Genomic DNA, 17,260 nt, shown 5'->3' with positions numbered 1-17,260 from the left:
CCGCTTCAAGGGGCTTTCGGGAACGGGGGTGATCGGGTGGTCGTTCGGTGGTCGAATGTGAAGGAGGAGTGAAGCCAGTCTGAAAGTCGTAATGTCTGCCCGATTTCGGGCAGAAACTTTGGCTTCGGCGGGCCCGCCGACCTAGGCTCCTCACTCGTGCCGAGCTCACCCCACCCCCACGAAGACCTCCTCGCCCACCTCACCCGGACCAGCCCGCTCGGGCCCCGGGAGGCGGCGCGGGTCGTGGCGGAGGTGCTGGCGTACTTCTCCGAGAGCACCGAGGACTACGTGCGCCGCCGCCACACCGAGCTCCAGGCACGCGGACTGACCAATGAGCGGATCTTCGCCCGGCTCGCCGAGGAGCTGCCGCAGCGCCGGGTCTCGGCGCCGGAGCTCTCGGCCCGCCAGCTGCGGCGGATCGTCTACGGCTGAGCCGTCGTTCCCGACCTTCTGAAGACCTCGAAGAGGAGACCACGCATGTGCGGAATCGTGGCCTACATCGGCCCCAAGGATGCGACCCCCTTCCTGCTGGAGGGGTTGGCGCGGCTGGAGTACCGCGGCTACGACTCGGCCGGCGTCGCCGTCACCGGGCGCAGCGGCGGGATCAAGCTCCGCAAGGTGAAGGGGCGGGTCGCCGACCTGGCCGCCGCCGTGCCGGCCCGGTTCAAGGGCACCACCGGCATCGGCCACACCCGCTGGGCCACCCACGGCGTCCCCAGTGACGCCAACGCGCACCCGCACCTGGACAACGCCGAGCGGATCGCCGTCGTCCACAACGGCATCATCGAGAACGCCGACGAGCTGCGCGCCAAGCTCACCGCCGACGGCGCGGTGTTCCGCTCCGAGACCGACACCGAGGTGCTCGCCCACCTGATCGCCGCGAACGTCGCCGAGGGCGTCGAGCTGGAGGACGCGGTACGGGCCGCGCTCGCCCGGGTGGTCGGCACCTACGGCATCGCGGTGCTCGACGGCGAGCGGCCGGACCGGATCGTGGTCGCCCGCAACGGCAGCCCGATCGTGCTGGGCATCGGCGAGAAGGAGATGTTCGCGGCCTCGGACGTCTCCGCGCTGGTCCGCTACACCCGCCAGGTCGTCCACCTGGAGGACGGCGAGCTGGCCACCGTCCGGGCCGACGGCTTCCGCACCTTCACCGCGGACGCCCGCACCACGCACCGCCAGCCGTCCACCGTGGACTGGGAGGTCGACTCCTACGACACCGGCGGCTTCGAGCACTTCCTGCTCAAGGAGATCCACGAGCAGCCCGGCTCGGTCGAGCGCACCCTGAGCGGCCGGCTCGACGAGCGCTTCGCCACCGCGCACCTCGGTGGCCTCAACCTGGACGCCCGGGAGCTGCGCGAGATCCGCCGGGTGAAGATCCTCGGCTGCGGATCGGCCTACTACGCGGGCGAGATGGGCGCGCAGCTGATCGAGGAGCTGGCCCGGATCCCCGCGCACAGCGAGCCGGCCTCGGAGTTCCGCTACCGGAACCCGGTGATCGAGGCGGACACCCTGTACGTGGCGGTCAGCCAGTCCGGCGAGACCTACGACACGCTGGCCGCCGTCCAGGAGGTCAAGCGCAAGGGCGGGCGGGTGCTCGGCGTCGTCAACACCGTGGGCAGTGCTATCGCCCGAGAGTGTGACGGCGGTATCTACCTGCACGCCGGTCCGGAGGTCTCGGTCGCCTCCACCAAGGCGTTCACCTCCACCGTGGTCGCCTTCGCGCTGCTCGCCCTGCACTTCGGGCGCATCCACGACCTGTCGCCCGCCGACGGGCGCCGGATCGTTTCGGCGCTCCAGGCGCTGCCGGACCAGATCCGCGAGGTGCTGGAGCAGAGCGAGGCCATCGCCGGGCTCGCCGCCGAGTACGCCGACTCCACCGGCATGATGTTCATCGGCCGGGTGCGCGGCTTCCCGGTGGCCCGCGAGGGCGCGCAGAAGCTCAAGGAGATCTCCTACGTCCACGCCGAGGCCTACCCGGCGAGCGAGCTCAAGCACGGCCCGCTGGCGCTGATCAGCCCCGAACTGCCCACCGTGGCACTGGTTCCGGACGACGAGCTGCTGGACAAGAACCTGACCACGCTCGGCGAGATCAAGGCCCGCTCCGGGCGGATCATCGCCGTCGCCCACCGGCGGCCGGAGGAGAAGCTCGCGGACCACTGCATCCTGGTGCCCAAGAGCGAGCCCGAACTGGACCCGCTGCTGCTCAACATCCCGCTCCAGCTGCTGGCCTACCACGCCGCCGTCGCCCTCGGCCGCGACGTGGACAAGCCGCGCAACCTGGCGAAGAGCGTGACAGTGGAGTAGGGCCCCTCGCGGCGAGCGCCCCGGGAGCGGGGCGCTCGCACCGGACCCGCGGGTCCCGGTCGCTGTGCGGACGGCCGGGGCCCGCGTCCTCTCCTTGCGTGCTCTCGGATTGCGTGCTTTCAGAACACCGAGCACCCGGAGAGGGTGGTCAGGGTGTCCAGGGCAGCGACCGCGGCGACGGAGTTGCCGGCCTGGTCCAGGCGCGGGCCCCAGGCGCAGACGGCGGCGCGGCCGGGGAGTATGGCGAGGATGCCGCCGCCGACGCCGCTCTTGCCCGGCAGGCCCACGCGGAAGGCGAACTCGCCGGCCGCGTCGTAGGTGCCGCAGGTGAGCAGGACGGCGTTGATCCGCTTGGTCTCGCTGCGGGACATCAGCCGGGTGCCGTCGGCGCGCACGCCGTAGCGGGCGAGGAAGGAACCGGCCAGCACCAGGTCGCGGCAGCTGGTGGCCACGGCGCAGTGGGCGTAGTAGTGCTCCAGCACGGTCTCGACCGGGTTCTGCAGATTGCCGTGGCTGGCGATGAAGTGGGCCAGCGCGGCGTTGCGGTGGCCGTGTTGGGCCTCCGAGGCGGCGACCACCGGGTCGGTGTCGAGCAGCGGGTTGCCGGACTCGCGGCGCAGGAACTCCCGTACCGCGCCCGAGGCGTCGCCGGTCATGGTCTGGAGGCGGTCGGTGACCACCAGGGCGCCCGCGTTGATGAACGGGTTGCGCGGGATGCCGTGCTCGGTCTCCAGCTGCACCAGGGAGTTGAACGGGTTGCCGGACGGCTCGCGGCCGACGCCCTGCCAGAGCGCGTCGCCGCCGTACGCCACCGCGAGGGCGAGCGAGAACAGCTTCGAGACGCTCTGGACGGAGAACGGCCGCTCCCACTCCCCGACGCCGTGCAGCTCCCCGTCGACGGTGGCGACGGCCATGCCGAAGGCCTCCGGGTCGGCGGTGGCGAGGGCCGGGATGTAGTCCGCCACCCGGCCCCGGCCCGCGGTCGCCCGGGCGGCCGCCTCGGCGGCCTCCAGCAGCACCGGCCAGTCCAGGATCTCCCCGCCGGGCACACCGTTCAACGCTTCTCCTCCACCGGCACCGACCGCGGACAGCACCGGGACCGGCAGCGGACACCGGCGGGACCGGCTGCGGACACGGGCGGGACCGGTCGCGCGGTGCGGGGGCGTCCGGTCCGACCAGGATTATCCGTGTTCCGGACCCGGACCCGGTACGGGGGTCGGGCGCGGGCGGGTCACGGCGCGTCGGTGGGCGCCTGGACGGGCGGGCCGGTGAGCAGGGTGCCGGAGTCCGAGTACGGCCGGCCGTTGGGGACGCAGCCGTGCAGCCCCTTGATCTGCTGCATCATCACCGGCGCCGGGGCGCCCGGGCCGGGGCAGTCGACGTGGCCGTTGCCGAGGATGTGGCCGACCTCGTGGTTGACGGCGAGCGCGTGGTACAGCTCGGGCCGGCCCTGGTAGAACTCGGACAGCTCGGTCCAGCGCTTGAGGTTGACGACCACCTGGTGGGTGACGCCGCAGTTCACCCAGCCGCCGGTGTCCAGCCCGTACTGGCCGCAGATCCGGTCGGTGGACCTCGGGGTGGCCAGGTAGACGGTGAAGTCCACCGGGTCCGCGGGCACCCGCTGGAACGAGACCGTGCCGCCGGCCGCCCAACCGCGCCGGACGTCGCCCAGGACGGCGTCCACCTCGGCCGCGAACTGCTCCGGGCTCTCCGCGATCCCGTCCTCCACCCGCACCTTGTAGCGGTAGAGGCGCTCACCGGTGCCGAAGCGGGCCGAGCCGCCGGACGCGGTCGTGAACGCCAGCCGGTCCCCGTCCCCGCCGCTCCACGGCTGCCACCAGAGCAGCCCGGCGGTCAGCGCCGCGGCCAGCGCGAGGGCGAGCGCGCCGTGCCGGGGCTCGCAGCGGCGGAGCCGCGCGAGCGCCCTCAACGGCCCGCTCCCGCCGCGTCCGGGTGCGCGCGACAGGCCTCGGCGAGGCGGGCGGACCAGCCGCGCGGGGCGTCGTGGGTCATCGGGAGGGCGGTGGTGTCCGGTCGGTCGTGGATCGGGGCCAGGGTGGACATGGCGGAGGCGCTCCAGGACGGGATCGGCGGGCCGCGGCGGCCGATCGTCGGCCGGGCCGTCGCCCGGTCGTGCGAAAGGGTGGTACCTGGAGGAACGGGACGGGGCGCGGCGGAGGTTCAGGACGTGGCGCACGCCACGGCCGGGCCCTGTCGGACGGCAGGCCCGGGCGGTTCCCGGAACCGCTCGATGGTGTCACCCGCGCGGCGTGTCCCTGGGCGGCGCCGTCGGAATCGGGTGTCGTAGGGCGGGCGGGTCGACCCGTCCGGGTCGGTTCGTCGGAGTCGACGCGTCGGGTTCGACCCGCCCGGGTCGAGCCCGTCCCGTCCGGAACGCCATCGGAGGCGCCGTCATGTCCACCACCGCCGTATTCGCCGTCGACGGCATGAGCTGCGGCCACTGCGAGAAGACGGTCAGCGCCGGGCTCGCCGTCCTGCCCGGCGTCACCGACGTCAGTGCCGACGCGCCGAGCGGCCGGGTCACCGTGGCCTCCGCGCAGCCGCTGGACGAGGCGCTGGTCCGCGGCGTGGTCGACGGGGCCGGGTTCACCTTCGTCGGGCGGGCCTGAGGACGGCGGCGGGGCCCGTCGGGTTCGGCTGTCGCCGAGGGGCCCCGCCGCCGTGCCGCGGGCCGGGCTCAGCCCATGCTCTTCGCGCCGTCCAGCGACTCCCGGATGATGTCGGCGTGACCGGCGTGCTGGGCGGTCTCGTTGGCGACGTGCAGCAGCACCCGGCGGGCCGACCACCGGGCGCCCCCCTCGAACCAGGGGGCCTTCGGCAGCGGCTGGGTGGCGTCCAGGTCGGGGAGGACCGCCACCAGCTCGTCGGTGCGGCCGGCCACCTCGGCGTAGTCCGCGAGGACGCCGGCCAGCGTCTCGCCGGGCAGCATCCGGAACTCGTCCGCGCGGCGGGCGAAGTCCTCCTCCGTCCAGCTGGTGAAGTCGGGCATCGCGGACGGGCCCTGCACGATGAACTCCGCCCAGAGCCGCTCGACGTTGGTCACGTGCTTGATCAGGCCGCCCAGACAGAGCTCGCTCGCACAGGTGCGCAGGCCGGCCTGCTCGTCGGTGAGGTCGCGGGTGGTGAAGCGCAGGAAGTGCCGCTGCTTCTCCAGGGCCGCCAGGAGGTCGGCGCGCTCGCCGGTCAGGTTCTGGGCTGCGGAGGTCGTGGTCATCGTCAAGGCCTTTCGTTCGGGTCCTGCTCCCTCGGACAAGAACAACGCTACGGACCATTGCGGCCACTTCCTGTCCTGAATCCCGGGGAGAATCGACGCATGGCGAACACCAGCACCCGGACGCTTCGACTGCTCTCCCTGCTCCAGACCCACCGGTACTGGCCGGGCGACGAACTGGCCGACCGGCTCGGCGTCTCCGTCCGCACCCTGCGCCGGGACATCGACCGGCTGCGCGAACTCGGCTACCCCGTCGAGGCGCAGCGCGGCGTCGACGGCGGCTACCAGCTGGCAGCGGGCGCGGCGCTGCCGCCGCTGGTGATCGACGACGAGGAGGCGGTGGCCCTCGCGGTCGGGCTGCAGGCGGCGGCCGAGAGCCCGGTGGAGGGGGTCGCCGAGGCCTCGGTGCGGGTGCTGGCGAAGGTCGTCCAGGTGATGCCCGCCCGGCTGCGACGGCGGGTGGAGGCGCTGCGCGCGGTGACCGTCCCGGTGGACTGGGGGACGCCGACGGGCGCGGGCGTCGACCCGGACATCCTGACGGTGGTGGCGCTCGCCTGCCGGGACGACGAGCGGGTGCGGTTCTCGTACACGGCCGGCGACGGGCGCGGCACGGAACGGCACGTCGAACCGCACCGGCTGGTCTGCCTGAACCGCCGCTGGTACCTGGTCGCGTACGACCTCGACCGGGCCGACTGGCGCACCTTCCGCCTCGACCGGCTCACCGCCCCCTCCGGCAGCGGTGCCCGCTTCGCCCCGCGCACCCTCCCGGCCGCCGACGCGGCCGAGTTCGTCCGCGCGGGCCTCAACGGCATACCCCGGCCGCACCTGGTGGAGGCCCTGATCGAGTCGCCGGCGGAGCACGTCCGGGCCAGGGTCGGCCGCTGGGCCACCGTGGAGCCCGTCACCCCGGACCGCTGCCGGCTGCGGATGACCGCCGACTCGCTCGACTGGCCCGCCATGGCCCTGGGCTCGCTCGGCGCCGAGTTCCAGGTGCTCGCCCCGGACGCGCTGCGGAGCCTGCTCGCCGAGTGGAGCGCCCGCTTCGCCCGCAGCGCGGGCGCGGGCGCGGGCGCGGAGTAGGGAGAAGCGGGAGCGGGACGTCGGGCTCGTCGGGCTCGTCGGGCTCGTCGGCTCGTGGTGCGGCGTGGTGGATGGGCGGGGGCGTCGGTCAGGGGGCGATGGCGTCGAGGGTGGTGCGGAGGCGGGTGAGGGCGGCGGGGAGGGTGGGGAGCGGGGGCGTGGCGAGGGCCAGGCGCAGGGCGTTGGGGTGGTGGGGGGTGGTGGCGAAGGCGTCGGCGGTGGAGACCAGGATGCCCTCGGCGGCCAGGGCGGCGGCCGCGTGGTCGGGGCGCTGATGGGGTTCGAGGGTGAGCCAGAGGATGTAGGAGGTGGGGTGGGCGGTGGTGGTCAGGCCGGCCAGGGCGGTGCGGGCGACGGCCTGACGGGCGGCGGCGTCCGCGCGGCGTTCCCGCTCCAGGCGGGCGACCGTACCGTCGGTGAGCCAGCCGGTGGCGAGGGCGGTGATCAGGCCGGGGGCACCCCAGGCCGTGGTGCGCAGGGCGGTGGTGGCGGCCCGGAGCAGGTGGCCGGGCAGGACGGCGAAGCCGAACCGCAGACCCGGTGCCACGCTCTTGGAGAGGCCGGCCAGGTAGCAGGTGCGCTCGGGGGCGAGGGCGTGCAGGGGTGGCGGCGGCGCGGCCTCCAGGAAGGCGTAGGTGCCGTCCTCGATCAGGGTGAAGCCGTGGTCGGCGGCGAGCCGGACGAGGCGCTCGCGCTGTTCCGGGCCGAGCACCCAGCCGAGCGGATTGTGGACGGTCGGCTGGGTGTACACCGCCCGCACCGGCCGGGCGCGGCAGAGCCGGTCGAGCGCGTCGAGGTCCGGGCCCGCGGCGGTGACCGGGACGGGCGCCAGGTCCAGCCCGTGGGCGGTGGCGAGCAGCTTGATGCCCGGGTAGCCGAGGGCGTCCACGGCGAGGACGTCGCCGGGGCGGGTGAGCGTCCGCAGGACGCAGTCCAGGGCCTGCTGCGCCCCGCTGGTGAGCAGGACGTTCCCGGGCGCGGTGTCGATCCCGCGGTCCAGCAGGTGGGTGGCCACCGCGGCCCGGTCGTGCCGGTGGCCGCCCGGCGGGTGCTGGCGCAGCAGGGCTTCGGCGTCGCCGGAGGAGGCGAGCGCGCGCAGGGCCCGCCGCAGCAGGTCGCCCTGCCCGGGGGAGAGCGGCTGGTTGAAGGAGAGGTCGGCCACCCGGGGCACCGGCAGGGCGCGGGAGGGTTCGAGGCCGTCGTAGCCGGCGCGCAGCCGGACGAAGGTGCCGCGGCCCTGCTCGCCCACCACCAGTCCGGCGGCGGCCAGTTCGGCGTAGACCCGGGTGGCGGTGGCGAGGGCGATCCGCCGTTCGCGGGCGAGGGTGCGGTGGGTCGGCAGCCGTGCGCCGGCCGGGAGCGCGCCGGAGCGGATGGCGGTCGCGTACTCGTCGACGATGGCCTTGTAGGAGGGCGGTCGCACGGGTCACCTGCCGTTCCCGGGAGTGGAGGCACGGGCGTGCACGGGTGCGCACGGGCGTGCGCCCGAGTGTATCCAGGACAATAAGTGGATTGTCCTGGCCGGGTGTTCCTAGCCTCGTCACATCCAGCAGCGAGGCCAGGAACGGAGCACGCGCCCATGACCATCCGCAGCGAGCGGGACCGGCACGTCGTCACCCTCACCATCGACCGGGAGAAGAAGCTCAACGCCCTCGACTACCCGACGATCGACGCGCTGCTCGCCGAACTCGACCGGATCGACGCCGACGACACCGTCCGCGCCGTGATCCTCACCGGCGCCGGCGAGCGGGCGTTCAGCGCGGGGGCCGACATCCCGTCCCTGGCGGCCAGCGTCGCGGGCGGGCCCGAGCGGGCGCTGCGCGAGTTCGTCCGGCGCGGGCACACCCTCACCCGGCGGATCGAGGAGTTTCCCAAGCCGGTCATCGCGGCCGTCAACGGCCTGGCCTACGGCGGTGGTTGCGAGATCACCGAGGCGGCCCCGCTGGCCGTCGCGGCCGAGCACGCGAGCTTCGCCAAGCCCGAGATCTCGCTCGGCTTCCCGCCGCCCTTCGGCGGATCGCAGCGGCTGCCGCGGCACGTCGGCCGCAAGCGCGGCCTGGAGCTGATCCTCACCGGCGACCCGATCCCGGCCGCCCGCGCCGCCGAGATCGGCCTGGTCAACTCGGTCGTCCCGGCCGACGAACTGCTGGACACGGCACGGCATCTGGCCGAGCGGATCGTCCGGCACGCGCCGACCGCCGTGGCCGCCTGCCTGCGGGCCGTGACCCGGGGCATCAACCTGCCGATCGACGAGGGGCTCGCGGTGGAGGCGGCGGCCTTCGCGGCGACCGTGCCGACCGACGGCGTCCGCGACGGCATCCGGCGCTTCCTGGACCGCTCGTCCTCCGGCGCGGCCTCCTGAGCCGGGTACGGGAAATCCGTTGTCCGGTGGCGGTCGAGGGCCGATCATGACGGAATGTCGGATCTCCTCGCCCGCGTGACCGCCCTCCGTGCCGCCTTCGCCCGCCGCCAGGCGCAGGAGGTCCTCGAACTGCCGGAGTTTCCCGGGGTGTTCGCCGTCCGGAACACCGAGTACGACCGCTCCGAGGAGCACAACCAACTGATCGTCGAGGGGCCGGGAACCGACCCGGCGGCGCTGCCCGGGCTGGCCGCCCGGTGGCTGGGGCCGCGCGACCGGTACCGCGTCACCGTGCTGGACCAGGATTCGGGCGAGCAGGCCGCCCCGGTGCTGGCGGCAGCGGGGTGGGAGCGGCAGGGCGAGGTGATCCTGACCCGCTCGACGGACGGCTGCCCGCGTCCCGAACCGGCCGCGCACCCCGTGGAGTTGGAGGAGGTACGGGAGGCGGTGCTGCGTCAGCAGCGGGACTGGACCGAGGACGAGGAGCTCGCCCGGCAGCTCACCGACCGCCGCGCCGCCCGGCTGCGCGGCGCCGCGCGGGTGCACTTCCTGGCCGTGCGGACACCGACCGGCGAGGTCGCGGCCTGGAGCGACCTCTACCTCGAACCGTCCGCCGGGCTCGCCCAGTTGGAGGACCTGGTGACCGGCTCGCGGCACCGCGGCGCGGGGCACGGCGGCACCCTGCTGGCGACCGGCCTGGCGCTGGCGGCCGAAGCCGGCATCCCCCGGCTGTTCCTGCTCGCGGACGCGGTGGACTGGCCGCGCGGGTGGTACGGCCGCCGCGGCTTCGCGGAGATCGGGCGCGGCCACTCCTTCTACGGCCGCTGAGCCGCTACAGCCAGGGAGCTTCTGCGGCCACGGAGTTTCGTACGGCACCGGCAGGGTGCCGTACGGCTGCACCGGCCATCATGGAGCCATGGACCGGTACGAGGACCTCCCCGGCGAGGTCAAGGTGATCGACACACCCACGCTCCTGTGGCTGCAGGAACGGGCGGAAGGGCTCGGCCTCTCCCAGCGCTTGGGCCGGGCGTGGGTGCGGGCCCATGCCGATCCGCAGGGACAGCACTGGCTGCGGCCGGCGCTGTGGCACGAGCTGACCCACCGCCCGGAGCTGCCGAGGCAGTTGCGCTGCGAGGCGGCGCTCGCCGTGCGGGGCGGGGACCGCGTGCGCAGCCTGCTGGACGTCCTGCCGGAAGACTTCGCCCCGCGGCGGACGGCGACCTCCCGGGACAGGGTGTGGATGCCGGTCGGAGGCGTCCTGTCGGCAGGGGACCTGACAGCCCGGCAGGATGAGGGGTAGCGGCGGCCGGTCGCCGGGTCAGTCCCTCCCCGCTCCGACGGCCGGCGGGGTGGTTTCGCGACCGCAGTGGGCGGCGACGGTGTCCGCGAAGGCGCGGGCGAGCGGGCCGAGGTTCTCCCAGTCCCGGACGGCCCAGCCGGCGGTGAGGGCGGGCAGGTCGGGCAGCGGGAGCAGCCGCAGGCCGGGGTGGCCGGGACCCTGCCACTGCGGGAGCGCGGGGACGACGGCGTGGCCGAGGCCGAGTTCGGCGAGCAGGATCGCGGTGTCCCAGTCCGCGACGCTGGTGTCGAAGACCGGCCGGACGCCCGACTTGCCGAGCCAGGCCTCGACCTGGGAGCGGGAGACGGAGTTCTGCGGCAGCCCGATCAGCCGGGCGTCCTGGAGGTCGGCGGGCGAGATCCGGGCCCGGCCGGCGAGCGGGTCGCCCGCCGCGACCGCGAGCACCCAAGGCAGGTCGACCACCGGCCGCTGGTCGATGCCCCGGGCCGGGACGCCGAGGGTGATCCAGGCGAGGTCGACCCGGCCGGCGTTGAGCGACTCCAGGCAGCTGCGACTGGAGACCTCCGTCTGGAACTCCAGGCTGACCTGGGGAAAGCGCCGCCGGAAGTCCACCACGGCCACGGACATGAAGTGCCGGATGCTGGTGGCCCCGGTGGTGATCCGTACGGATCCGCCCTCGCCGCGCGCGAGTTCGGCGATCCGGTGCAGCGCGTGGTCGATGTTGCCGAGCCCGGTGGCGACCGCCGCGCGCAGCAGGCTCCCCGCCCGGGTGGGGACGACCCCGCGCGGGTGGCGCTCGATCAGGGCGAGGCCGACCTCCCGTTCGAGCCGCTTCACGTGCTGGCTGACGGCGGACTGGGTGCGGTTCAGGTCGCGGGCGACGGCGCTGAGCGAGCCGGCCCGGCAGACCGCGGCGAAGACGCGGAGGTCGTCGATGGTCACGGAGACCCAAGGTATCGCTTGGGGGTGCCCCAGTAAATCGGCGGATTGACTTGGATGTTCCGCGGGATCGATCATCGATCCAGGGCCCAGGGCGGCAACCCGCCCGCTGTCCTCGCCGGCGTTCCGGACGCCCTGGCGGGGGCACGGGCGGGTGTCGACCCGCATCCGTACAAGGCGATGTGCGCGCCGGTGCGCACATCGATGTCCAGGTCGCCGTTCACGTCGATGCGCATGTTCACGATGCGCATGTCGACGTGCGGGAGCGGTGACGTCGGGCGGGAGCGGTGACGTCGGGCGGGCAGGCCGATGTCCGTCACCCTCGAAGGCATCAAGGCACGGCACCGGCGGAGCGAGAGGCCCGGGCCGGGCGGAAGGAGCGGTGAGGTGGCACGTGTGAGCTGGGCGGGTTCCGAGGTCCTCTGGGTGGGACAGCTCGGTCGGCTGCTCGCCGTGGTGCGGGAGGTGGACGGTGAGCGGATCCTGCACATCGACGACTGGTCCACGGTGGTGGACGACCGGACCGAGATCCGGCACTCCGGTCTCCTGCGCTGTCGCCTCACCGTCCGCCGACCGGACCGGCCGCCGGTCGTGTTCCGCTACCGGCTGTCGTGGCTGGTCCCGGTGATGATCCTGCTGGATCCGACCTACGACCGGTGGGACGCCGAGCAGGACGACCCGGGCCTGCTGCTGGTCGAACTGCTGGGCGGAACGGACGACTGGGAGTAGCCGATCCGCGTGGTGGGTCGGTCAGTCGGCCGGTCGGGCACCGGGCCGGCGCAGTGCCGCCCGGGCCGGCAGCACGCCGGCGAGCAGGGCCAGGAGCAGGCAGAGGCCGGTGGTGAGGGCCATGGTCGACCAGGGCAGGGCGAGGTCGACCCGGGTGCCGAGCCGGGCGGAGAGGCCGGAGCGGACGCCCGCCAGGGTGACCACCGCGATCAGCAGGCCGAGCGCGGCACCGATCCCGACCACCAGGGTCGACTCGACGGCCACGATCCGCAGCACCTGACGGCGGGTCGCGCCGGACAGCCGCAGCACCGTGAAGTCCCCGGCCCGCTGGGCGGTGGCCATCAGCAGGGTGTTGGCGACGGCCAGGCAGCTGCAGCCGAGCGACGTGCCGATCAGGACGACCAGGAAGATCCGGACCAGGGCGTCGTCCTCGGAGGTGGTGCGGGAGGCGTACTCGGCGCTGCTCAGCGCCCGGGCGCCGAGCGGGGCGAGGACGGCCGACGAGGTGGCGCCGGCGGTGTGGACGACCGAGGTGAGCGCCGAGGGGTCGTGCGCCCGGACGGTGCGGGTGGTCAGCAGCACGCTCGCGGTGGCGGAGCCGTCGGTGATCTCGGCGACGACCGTGACGTCCACGGTACTGCCGTCCTCGAAGGTGACCGGGACGCGGTGGCCGGTGGTCCAGCCCAGCCAGGCGGCCGTGCCGGCCTTGACCACCATGGTGTTCTCGCCGGTCAGGCCGTCCAGGGAGCCGGAGGTGACGGTCATCCGGGCGCGGGCCCCGCGGAACGCGGCCTCGCTCATCCCCACCGCGCCGACGTGGTCGGTGCCGCCGGCGTAGAGCCGGGTGGGCAGCAGCGAGGCGCCGCCCGGTACGGCGGCCACGGCGGCGTCTGAGAGCCCGGGTGTGCCCTGCGGGGTGACCACCGAGGTGGCGTGCTGCCGGACGGTCTCCTCCAGCGCGTAGCCGCCGGCCCGCAGCTGGAACAGTCCGGCGATCAGCACCGCGAAACCCACCGTCACCAGCACCGGAGCGGCCGTCGAGGCGGTGCGCCGGACGGCGGTCACCGCACTCTCCCGGGCCACCGCGGCGGTCGCGCCGCGCAGCCCGGCCAGCGGCCGGCAGACCGCGCGGACGATCGGCGGGAGGACGGCGGGTGCGAACAGCATGAGGCCGACGATCAGCGCCATGGCCGCGTACAGGGCGTTGTTGATCATGCTGTCGGACTCGCTGCCGGCCGCGACCACCACCAGCCCGAGGCCGAGGGCGGTGGAGATCCCGCCGGCGATCCACCGGCCGCGGGTCATCGGCCGGTGTTCGACGGCGGCCTCGCGCAGCGCCTCCAGCGGGGCCGTCCGGGCCGCCCGGCGGGAGGCCGACCAGACCCCGAGCAGCGCGACCACCAGGCCCAGCGCGAAGGAGCCGAGCAGCGGCAGCGCCCGGAACCGTACGGTGAATCCCGCCGGCTCCAGGCCGCCCTCGACCATCAGCGCGCCCAGCGCGGGCGCCAGCACCGCGCCGAGCAGTATGCCCGCGCCACCAGCCGCGACGCCCACCCCGAGCGACTCGGCGTACACCGTGCGCGCGATCTGACGGGGGGTGGCGCCGATGGTGCGCAGCAGGCCGAACTCGCGCCGCCGCTGGACGATCGCGAAGGCGAAGGTGGAGGCGACCACGAAGACGGAGACGAAGGCGGTCAGCCCGGCCGTCGCGGTCAGGATCTGCAGGCCGATCCAGCGGGTCTTCTCGGCGCTCCTGTCCTCCAGTGCGGTGAGCGCGGCGCCGTGCAGCACCGTCCCGTCGCCGCCCACGGCGGAGGCCGCGGCCGCGGCGACCGCCGGGACGTCGGCGCCCGGCGCGGTGACCAGGCCGATTACCCGGACCCCGGGGGCGAGCGCCTCGGCGGCGCGGTCGGACAGGTAGAGGGACGGCGGGTCGACGGTCCCGGGGGCGGCTGCGTCCAGGGCCCCGGGGGCGGTCCCGGGGACCGTTCCTGACGCGGTGCCGGAGACGGTGCCGGAGACGAGGCCGGACACGGTGTAGCGGGCCGGCCCGGCGGCGGTGAGCAGGGTGACCGGCGAGCCGGGCGCCAGGCCCAGCGAGGCGTCCAGCACCACCTGGTGCTCGTCGGCCGGCGGGCCGCCCGCGACGAGCCGCTCGGGCCCGAACGCGGTGCCGGACCAGTTGCGGCCGCGCGGTTCCGGGCCCGGGGCGCCCACCGGCCTTCCGTCGATCACCGGCTGGGCGTAGAAGGCGCGGTCCGGCACGACCCGGTCCACGCCCGGAACGGCGGCCAGGGCCCGCAGCAGCTCCCGTGTGCGTTCCTGCGACCAGGGCCGGCTCGGGGTGAAGGTGCCGTCGGACTGGTCGACGGCGGGGCTCTGCACCACGACCCGGGTGCCCGCGTAGCGTCGGGGCACCTCCGGTTCGGCCGAGGTGAGCACCAGGGCGGTCATGGCCAGGACCGTCACGCCCAGGCCGAGCGCGACGAAGGTGCCGAGGAGGGATGTCCAGCGGGCACGGACGGTGGCGAGGCTCAGCATGCCGGGGCCTCCAGGGCGGCCATCCGGCCGGCGATGACCGCGGCCCCGCTGCGGCCGTGCAGCTCTTCCACGATCCGTCCGTCGGCGAGCAGCAGGACGCGGTCGGCGTAGCCGGCGGCGGTCGGGTCGTGGGTCACCATGATCACGGTCTGCCGGTGGCGGTCGACGATGCCGCGCAGCAGGGTGAGGACCTCACGCGAGGTACGGGTGTCCAGGGCGCCGGTCGGCTCGTCGGCGAACAGCACGGCGGGCCGGGTGATCAGCGCCCGGGCGATCGCGACGCGCTGCTGCTCGCCGCCGGACAGCTCGCTCGGCCGGTGCCCACCGCGGTGGCCGAGCCCCACCTCGGCGAGTGCCGTGGCGAGTTCGGCCCGGTCCGGGCGGCGTCCGGCCAGCCGCAGCGGCAGGGCCACGTTCTGTTCGGCGGTCAGCGCGGAGACCAGGTTGAAGGACTGGAAGACGAAGCCGAGGCGCTCGCGCCGCAGCAGGGTCAGCCGGGTCTCGTCCAGGCCGCCGAGTTCGGTGCCGTCGATCACCACGGTGCCGTCGGAGACCTGGTCCAGGCCGGCCGCGCAGTGCAGCAGCGTCGACTTTCCGGAGCCGGAGGGGCCCATCACCGCGGTGAAGCTGCCGCGCGGGAAGGCGACGGTCACGTCGTCCAGTGCGGTGACGGCGCGGTCGCCGGTGCCGTACTGCTTGGTCACGGCCCGCAGGAGGACCGTGTCGGTCGAGTTCGTCATGGTCCCAGGCAACCCGTCAACGGTGGGGGAGCGCAGGGGCGTTGGGGCGAGAACAGAGGTAGTGCCAGCACCCCTGCGGCGGGCGGTGGGCGGCGGCTAGGGTCGGCAGGGTGATCGCTGTCCGCAACACCCTGGAGGCGCTGGCCCAGCGGCCGTCGGCGTTCCTCGGCTCCGTGTGGCCGTGGCGTGCGCTGGGCTTCCTGCTCGCGGGAGCCGTGGTGGGGGCGACGGCGGCCGGGCTGGCGGCGCTGCCGGTGCTGCTGTGGGGCGGGCTGGGCCCCCTGGCGGTGGCGGTCGTGCTGCCGCCGCTGGCCCTGGCGGGGCGGGCGGTGACCGGGTACGAGCGGTGGCGGCTGCGGCTGGTGCTGCCCGGGGCGGGGCCGTCGGGGCGGGTGCGGTCGGGGCGGGCGGTGCCGGGGCCGGTACCGTCGGGGCCTGGGCCGCGGGGCGGGGCGGAGGGTCGGCGCGGACGTGCCCGCGAACTGTTCCGGGGGCCGGCGGCCCGGCGCGACCTCGGCTACGGGCTGGTCTCCTTGCTGCTGCTCTGGTGGATCGACCTCGGACTGGTCGCGGTGGGCCTCGGCACCCCGCTGTTCCTGCTGGCCGCCCCGCTCCAGCCCACCGCGAACCCCACCGCCTCCTGGCTCGGACCGCTCGCCGGACTCGTGCTGCTCCCGGTGGCGGCCTACCCGCTGGCGGCCTGGGCGGGGGTACGGGCGGTGACCGCCCGGGCCGTGCTGGAGCCCGCCGAGAACGAGCTGCACCGGGTGGTGGCCTCCCGGGCCCGGCTGGTGGACGCGTACGAGGTGGAACGGCGCCGGATCGAGCGCGACCTGCACGACGGCGCCCAGCAGCGGCTGGTCTCGCTCTCCGTCAAGCTCGGCCTGGCCGGTCTCGACCTGCCCGAGGACTCGGCCGCTGCCCGGCAGGTCCGGGAGGCCCGGGAGGAGGTGCGGACGGCGCTGCGGGAACTGCGCGAGCTGATCCACGGCATCCATCCGCAGGTCCTCACCGACCGGGGGCTGGAACCGGCGGTGCGGGACCTCGCGGGCCGCTCGGCGGTGCCGGTGGACGTCGACGTCGCGCTGCCCGGGCGGCCGCCCGCCCCGGTCGAGGCCGCCGCCTACTTCGTGGTCTGCGAGGCGCTGGCGAACGTGGTCCGGCACAGCGGCGCCCGGCGCGCCTCGGTGCACGGCCGTGCGGCGGCGGACGGGCTGGTGCTGGAGATCCGGGACGACGGGGCCGGCGGCGCCGACCCGGCCGCCGGGACCGGCCTGCTGGGCATCAGCGACCGGCTCGCCGTCATCGACGGCACCCTGTGCCTGCGTTCCCCGGCCGGTGGGCCGACCGTCCTGCGAGTGGAGATCCCGTGCCGGCACTTCGGTTAGTCGTCGCGGAGGACTCGGTGCTCCTGCGGGAGGGCCTGGTCTCCCTGCTGGAGCGGTTCGGACACACCGTGGCGGCCGCCGTCGGCGACGCCCCGGCCCTGGTCGAGGCGGTCCGGGAACACCGGCCGGACGTGGTGGTCGTCGACGTCCGGATGCCCCCGGACAACACCGACGACGGACTGCGCGCGGCCCGCCGGCTGCGCGAGGAGGATCCGCGGCTGCCCGTCCTGGTGCTCAGCCAGTACGTCTCGCAGGGGTACACCGCGGAGCTGATCTCCGCCGGCGACCGGGGCGCGGGCACCGGCTACCTGCTCAAGGACCGGATCGGCGAGGTGCGGGAGTTCGTCGCCGCGCTCACCGACGTGGCCGGGGGCGGGACGGTGGTGGACCCGGAGGTGGTCCGCCAGCTGCTGACCCGCCGGCACGACCCGCTGCAGCGCCTGAGCCCCAAGGAGCGCGAGGTGCTGGCGCTGATCGCGGAGGGCCGTTCCAACGCGGCCGTCGCCCGCCGGCTGGTGGTCACCGAGGCCACGGTGGCCAAGCGGATCGCGAGCATCTTCACCAAGCTCGACCTGCCGCAGGCGCCGGACGACCACCGCCGGGTGCTGGCGGTGCTGAGGTACCTGGGGTCGTGAGGACTGCCGCGGT

Annotated in this window: 18 protein-coding genes; 10 read left to right on the top strand and 8 right to left on the bottom strand. The window is 74.8% G+C overall.

Annotation, left to right across the window (positions count from 1 at the left end):
- The first annotated feature begins 156 nt into the window (after nt 1-156).
- On the top strand, nt 157-432 hold the full coding sequence (locus tag ACFVVA_RS10965; protein WP_359898466.1) for a hypothetical protein: 276 nt from the start codon (nt 157-159) through the stop codon (nt 430-432).
- 45 nt (nt 433-477) lie between these two features.
- Nucleotides 478-2,304, top strand: a complete 1,827-nt coding sequence (glmS, locus tag ACFVVA_RS10960; protein ID WP_387688034.1) for a glutamine--fructose-6-phosphate transaminase (isomerizing) — start codon at nt 478-480, stop codon at nt 2,302-2,304.
- A 119-nt stretch (nt 2,305-2,423) separates the two neighbouring features.
- Here glmS and ACFVVA_RS10955 read toward each other — a convergent pair whose 3' ends face one another.
- The 3 genes from ACFVVA_RS10955 to ACFVVA_RS10945 all read right to left on the bottom strand — a co-directional run bounded on the left by ACFVVA_RS10955 (nt 2,424) and on the right by ACFVVA_RS10945 (nt 4,368).
- Entirely contained in the window at nt 2,424-3,335 is a 912-nt protein-coding gene (locus tag ACFVVA_RS10955; RefSeq protein WP_387688297.1) for a glutaminase, read from the bottom strand.
- A gap of 200 nt (nt 3,336-3,535) precedes the next feature.
- Nucleotides 3,536-4,234, bottom strand: a complete 699-nt coding sequence (locus ACFVVA_RS10950; protein WP_387688032.1) for a DUF3152 domain-containing protein — start codon at nt 4,232-4,234, stop codon at nt 3,536-3,538.
- Complete coding sequence (locus ACFVVA_RS10945) at nt 4,231-4,368, bottom strand: hypothetical protein (protein WP_387688030.1); 138 nt, start codon at nt 4,366-4,368, stop codon at nt 4,231-4,233. Before ACFVVA_RS10945 ends, ACFVVA_RS10950 begins: the two co-directional genes overlap by 4 nt.
- A 350-nt stretch (nt 4,369-4,718) precedes the next feature.
- Here ACFVVA_RS10945 and ACFVVA_RS10940 point away from each other — a divergent pair, with 350 nt between their 5' ends.
- Nucleotides 4,719-4,934: a heavy-metal-associated domain-containing protein gene (locus tag ACFVVA_RS10940; RefSeq protein ID WP_359898470.1), complete on the top strand. Its 216-nt coding sequence runs from the start codon at nt 4,719-4,721 to the stop codon at nt 4,932-4,934.
- A gap of 68 nt (nt 4,935-5,002) precedes the next feature.
- On the opposite strand, the gene ACFVVA_RS10935 is transcribed toward ACFVVA_RS10940, so the two are convergent.
- Nucleotides 5,003-5,539: a DinB family protein gene (locus ACFVVA_RS10935; RefSeq protein WP_387688028.1), complete on the bottom strand. Its 537-nt coding sequence runs from the start codon at nt 5,537-5,539 to the stop codon at nt 5,003-5,005.
- A 99-nt stretch (nt 5,540-5,638) separates the two neighbouring features.
- Between ACFVVA_RS10935 and ACFVVA_RS10930 the strand changes: the two genes are divergently transcribed.
- Nucleotides 5,639-6,616: a helix-turn-helix transcriptional regulator gene (locus ACFVVA_RS10930; protein ID WP_387688026.1), complete on the top strand. Its 978-nt coding sequence runs from the start codon at nt 5,639-5,641 to the stop codon at nt 6,614-6,616.
- A gap of 88 nt (nt 6,617-6,704) precedes the next feature.
- Here the strand turns inward: ACFVVA_RS10930 and ACFVVA_RS10925 are convergent, their stop codons facing one another.
- On the bottom strand, nt 6,705-8,039 hold the full coding sequence (locus ACFVVA_RS10925; protein ID WP_387688024.1) for a PLP-dependent aminotransferase family protein: 1,335 nt from the start codon (nt 8,037-8,039) through the stop codon (nt 6,705-6,707).
- Nucleotides 8,040-8,195: 156 nt separating this feature from the next.
- On the opposite strand from ACFVVA_RS10925, the gene ACFVVA_RS10920 reads away from it, so the two are divergent.
- From ACFVVA_RS10920 to ACFVVA_RS10910, 3 genes are all read left to right on the top strand, one after another.
- Nucleotides 8,196-8,978, top strand: coding sequence for a crotonase/enoyl-CoA hydratase family protein (locus ACFVVA_RS10920; RefSeq protein WP_387688022.1), 783 nt, complete (start codon nt 8,196-8,198; stop codon nt 8,976-8,978).
- A gap of 54 nt (nt 8,979-9,032) precedes the next feature.
- Entirely contained in the window at nt 9,033-9,803 is a 771-nt protein-coding gene (locus ACFVVA_RS10915; RefSeq protein ID WP_387688020.1) for a GNAT family N-acetyltransferase, read from the top strand.
- 88 nt (nt 9,804-9,891) lie between these two features.
- A complete protein-coding gene (locus ACFVVA_RS10910) occupies nt 9,892-10,275 on the top strand; it encodes a hypothetical protein (RefSeq protein ID WP_387688018.1) in 384 nt (127 codons plus the stop codon).
- Between the two features lie 18 nt (nt 10,276-10,293).
- Here ACFVVA_RS10910 and ACFVVA_RS10905 read toward each other — a convergent pair whose 3' ends face one another.
- Nucleotides 10,294-11,217, bottom strand: a complete 924-nt coding sequence (locus ACFVVA_RS10905; RefSeq protein WP_387688016.1) for a LysR family transcriptional regulator — start codon at nt 11,215-11,217, stop codon at nt 10,294-10,296.
- 384 nt (nt 11,218-11,601) lie between these two features.
- On the opposite strand from ACFVVA_RS10905, the gene ACFVVA_RS10900 reads away from it, so the two are divergent.
- The gene (locus tag ACFVVA_RS10900) at nt 11,602-11,943 is read left to right on the top strand and encodes a hypothetical protein (protein ID WP_387688014.1); all 342 of its coding nucleotides are present in this window, start codon (nt 11,602-11,604) and stop codon (nt 11,941-11,943) included.
- 21 nt (nt 11,944-11,964) lie between these two features.
- Here ACFVVA_RS10900 and ACFVVA_RS10895 read toward each other — a convergent pair whose 3' ends face one another.
- Nucleotides 11,965-14,484, bottom strand: a complete 2,520-nt coding sequence (locus ACFVVA_RS10895) for an FtsX-like permease family protein (protein ID WP_387688012.1) — start codon at nt 14,482-14,484, stop codon at nt 11,965-11,967.
- On the bottom strand, nt 14,478-15,224 hold the full coding sequence (locus ACFVVA_RS10890; RefSeq protein WP_387688010.1) for an ABC transporter ATP-binding protein: 747 nt from the start codon (nt 15,222-15,224) through the stop codon (nt 14,478-14,480). Before ACFVVA_RS10890 ends, ACFVVA_RS10895 begins: the two co-directional genes overlap by 7 nt.
- Before the next feature lie 110 nt (nt 15,225-15,334).
- On the opposite strand from ACFVVA_RS10890, the gene ACFVVA_RS10885 reads away from it, so the two are divergent.
- Nucleotides 15,335-16,612, top strand: a complete 1,278-nt coding sequence (locus ACFVVA_RS10885; protein ID WP_387688008.1) for a histidine kinase — start codon at nt 15,335-15,337, stop codon at nt 16,610-16,612.
- Complete coding sequence (locus ACFVVA_RS10880; protein WP_359898483.1) at nt 16,594-17,247, top strand: response regulator transcription factor; 654 nt, start codon at nt 16,594-16,596, stop codon at nt 17,245-17,247. The genes ACFVVA_RS10885 and ACFVVA_RS10880 overlap by 19 nt, the downstream gene beginning before the upstream one ends.
- Nucleotides 17,248-17,260 lie beyond the last annotated feature (13 nt).

The organism is Kitasatospora sp. NPDC058048, from assembly GCF_042885555.1.
Classification (GTDB): Bacteria; Actinomycetota; Actinomycetes; order Streptomycetales; family Streptomycetaceae; genus Kitasatospora; species Kitasatospora lactacystinica.
This window is presented reverse-complemented; position numbering and strand designations above follow the sequence as displayed.